The sequence below is a fragment of the Ferrimonas aestuarii genome (genome assembly GCF_005116665.1).
GTDB lineage: Bacteria > Pseudomonadota > Gammaproteobacteria > Enterobacterales > Shewanellaceae > Ferrimonas > Ferrimonas aestuarii.
In genome coordinates this window covers 1-3201 of sequence record NZ_SWCJ01000033.1, presented here as the reverse complement: position 1 = coordinate 3201, position 3201 = coordinate 1, and the positions used below count along the sequence as shown (strand labels likewise).

Genomic DNA, 3201 nt, shown 5'->3' with positions numbered 1-3201 from the left:
TTTAGACTCTGGTGACAAGAGTAAATAAGTGGCGTCCCCTAGGGGATTTGAACCCCTGTTACCGCCGTGAAAGGGCGGTGTCCTAGGCCTCTAGACGAAGGGGACCCTGGACTTTCACCGTTTAGACTCTGGTGACAAGAGTAAATAAGTGGCGTCCCCTAGGGGATTTGAACCCCTGTTACCGCCGTGAAAGGGCGGTGTCCTAGGCCTCTAGACGAAGGGGACCCTGGACTTTCACCGTTTAGACTCTGGTGACAAGAGTAAATCAGCGACAACCCCTATTGGGATTGAGCTCGGTTGCTGCCGTGCATAGAGAGTGCGGTGTGTCACCGCCAGACTCTATTGGCAGAACCTGAATAAGTGGCGTCCCCTAGGGGATTTGAACCCCTGTTACCGCCGTGAAAGGGCGGTGTCCTAGGCCTCTAGACGAAGGGGACCCTGGACTTTCACCGTTTAGACTCTGGTGACAGAGTGATATAAGTGGTGGAGCTACCTTTGGGGTGTCGTATCGAACCGCATTGGTATTTTGCCATCACTTACTCACGACATTGAGTCGCAAGTGAATAAGTGGTGGAGCTACGCGGGATCGAACCGCGGACCTCTTGCATGCCATGCAAGCGCTCTCCCAGCTGAGCTATAGCCCCACTTCAATTGCTCTTTCGAACGAATAAGTGGCGTCCCCTAGGGGATTTGAACCCCTGTTACCGCCGTGAAAGGGCGGTGTCCTAGGCCTCTAGACGAAGGGGACCCAGAAACTTTCTCGACATTTGTTGCCGAAATAAAAGGCCGCACCTAAGCGACCTTTTATTAAAACTTGGTGGAGCTACGCGGGATCGAACCGCGGACCTCTTGCATGCCATGCAAGCGCTCTCCCAGCTGAGCTATAGCCCCAAGCTTTTGGCACATTTCAGGAAGCATTCCCTGAGTGCGAGGCGCATTGTATGGATGCCCCCAAAATGTGTCAACCGCTTTTTCAGGAATTCGCCCTGTTTGCTATAAATTCGAGCGCCTTGTTGATTCGTGCCACAACTCTTGTTCGACCAATCAACAATAGCGTCTGATCCAAGCCTGGAGACTGACCTGCGCCGGTTACTGCAACACGCAATGGCATACCAACTTTGCCCATACCTACTTCCAATTCGGCGGCGGTATCTTGAATTGCCTGGTGTAGCGCTTCGCCGCTCCACTCTTCTAGAGTTTCTAGCTTAGCTTTGATGTGTTCAAGTGGCTGCTGAGCAACTGGGCGAAGGTGCTTTTTAGCTGCAGTAGCATCGAACTCTTCATACTCTTCATAGAAGTAACGGCTGGATGCGGCTAACTCTTTCAGAGTCTGTGCTCGTTCAGCCATCACTGAAATAAGATCGGTTAAAGCAGGGCCATTACTCAGGTCGATCTTTTGATCGTCCATGTGCCACTGTAGATGCTCGGCCACATAAGCTGGATCCGAATTCTTAATGTAGTGCTGGTTCAACCACAGCAACTTTTCGGTATTAAAGGCTGAAGCGGATTTGTTGATCGCTTCTAGGCTAAATAGGTCAATCATCTCCTGTTTGGAGAAGATCTCTTGGTCGCCATTGGACCAGCCTAAACGCACTAAATAGTTTAGAAGGGCTTCCGGTAGGTAACCGTCATCGCGATATTGCATTACGCTAACCGCACCGTGGCGCTTAGACAGCTTGGCACCATCATCACCCAAGATCATAGAAACGTGGGCGAATTCAGGAACCGGAGCTCCTAGTGCTTTATAGATGTTGATCTGACGAGGGGTGTTGTTGATGTGGTCTTCACCTCGAACAACCTGAGTGATTCCCATGTCCCAGTCGTCCACCACAACGCAGAAGTTATACGTTGGAGAACCATCAGTACGGCGAATGATCAGATCGTCCAGTTCACTATTGGCAATTTCAATGCGGCCACGTACGTGATCGTCAAAGACTACGCTGCCCTCAACCGGGTTACGGAAACGGATAACATAAGGAAGGTCTTGCGCTTCGCCGTCACGACACTTACCGTCGTAACGAGGCTTTTCACCATCGGCCATCTGTTTTTCACGCAACTCATCTAAGCGCTCACGAGGGCAGTAACACTTATACGCCTTACCTTCTTCGAGAAGTTGGTCGATCAGCTGGTTATAGCGATCAAAGCGCTTAGTTTGGTAGTAAGGGCCCTCTTCCCAGTTAAGACCCAACCACTCCATGCCTTCCATGATGGCGTCGATGGCTTCTTGAGTAGAACGTTCCAAGTCGGTGTCTTCAATTCGCAATACGAATTGACCGCCTTGGTTACGAGCATATAGCCAAGAGTAAAGTGCAGTACGAGCACCGCCCACGTGCAGATAGCCGGTTGGGCTAGGAGCGAAACGAGTTTTAACAGTCATAACCTTCTCTGATTCTGTCGTTCAAAATTCCGCGTGTATTTAACATGCGGAAAGAAAATCGCACTATTCTAGCAGCGCGAAGGGACAACCCCCAAACTCCATTTTAAGTAGTAGGCTCATTGCCGTTGCAAAATATCTCTAATGAGAGCGGCCACTTTAACCATGACAGCAGGAAGGCAGGCGCTCCGCCGTAGTAAACCCCCTAAAAATGGCGATAAATCACACAAGAGTGAGATGCAATTGCGTCCTTAGCCAGCATGGCGTACAAATGGTGTGCGGACGGTCATTCGTGGGGAGAAATTTATTGACACCAAATCGGTGCCCCCTATAATACGCCTCCGTTGTCGAGGGCGATTAGCTCAGTTGGGAGAGCACCTGCCTTACAAGCAGGGGGTCACTGGTTCAAGCCCGGTATCGCCCACCACTTTCTTCGACAACAACAATTTGTTGGAATGCCACAAATGATTTGTGGGCGATTAGCTCAGTTGGGAGAGCACCTGCCTTACAAGCAGGGGGTCACTGGTTCAAGCCCGGTATCGCCCACCACTTATTTCGATAAGTGGTTTAGAAACCATTTATCACCACAGTTTGCTGTGGGCGATTAGCTCAGTTGGGAGAGCACCTGCCTTACAAGCAGGGGGTCACTGGTTCAAGCCCGGTATCGCCCACCATTTACTTCGATAAATGGTTCAAAAAACCATTTATCACCACAGTTTGCTGTGGGCGATTAGCTCAGTTGGGAGAGCACCTGCCTTACAAGCAGGGGGTCACTGGTTCAAGCCCGGTATCGCCCACCACTTACTTCGATAAGTGGTTCAAATAGC

Annotated in this window: 1 protein-coding gene and 10 tRNA genes; 4 read left to right on the top strand and 7 right to left on the bottom strand. The window is 50.6% G+C overall.

Features of this window, described 5'->3' with window-relative positions; genetic code table 11:
- Window positions 1-29: 29 nt before the first annotated feature.
- The 7 genes from FCL42_RS21440 to gltX form a co-directional block, all read right to left on the bottom strand.
- Window positions 30-105, bottom strand: a tRNA-Glu gene (locus FCL42_RS21440).
- A gap of 44 nt (window positions 106-149) precedes the next feature.
- Window positions 150-225 (bottom strand) — tRNA-Glu (locus FCL42_RS21435).
- A gap of 136 nt (window positions 226-361) precedes the next feature.
- Window positions 362-437: transfer RNA gene (locus FCL42_RS21430), tRNA-Glu, on the bottom strand.
- Between the two features lie 131 nt (window positions 438-568).
- Window positions 569-644: transfer RNA gene (locus FCL42_RS21425), tRNA-Ala, on the bottom strand.
- Between the two features lie 28 nt (window positions 645-672).
- Window positions 673-748, bottom strand: a tRNA-Glu gene (locus tag FCL42_RS21420).
- A gap of 67 nt (window positions 749-815) precedes the next feature.
- Window positions 816-891, bottom strand: a tRNA-Ala gene (locus FCL42_RS21415).
- An 82-nt stretch (window positions 892-973) separates the two neighbouring features.
- A complete protein-coding gene (gltX, locus tag FCL42_RS21410) occupies window positions 974-2377 on the bottom strand; it encodes a glutamate--tRNA ligase (RefSeq protein WP_136865453.1) in 1404 nt (467 codons plus the stop codon).
- Window positions 2378-2725: 348 nt separating this feature from the next.
- On the opposite strand from gltX, the gene FCL42_RS21405 reads away from it, so the two are divergent.
- The 4 genes from FCL42_RS21405 (at window position 2726) to FCL42_RS21390 (ending at window position 3174) form a co-directional block, all read left to right on the top strand.
- Window positions 2726-2801: transfer RNA gene (locus FCL42_RS21405), tRNA-Val, on the top strand.
- A 46-nt stretch (window positions 2802-2847) separates the two neighbouring features.
- Window positions 2848-2923 (top strand) — tRNA-Val (locus FCL42_RS21400).
- 49 nt (window positions 2924-2972) lie between these two features.
- Window positions 2973-3048, top strand: a tRNA-Val gene (locus FCL42_RS21395).
- A 50-nt stretch (window positions 3049-3098) separates the two neighbouring features.
- A tRNA-Val gene (locus FCL42_RS21390) sits at window positions 3099-3174 on the top strand.
- Window positions 3175-3201: the final 27 nt, after the last annotated feature.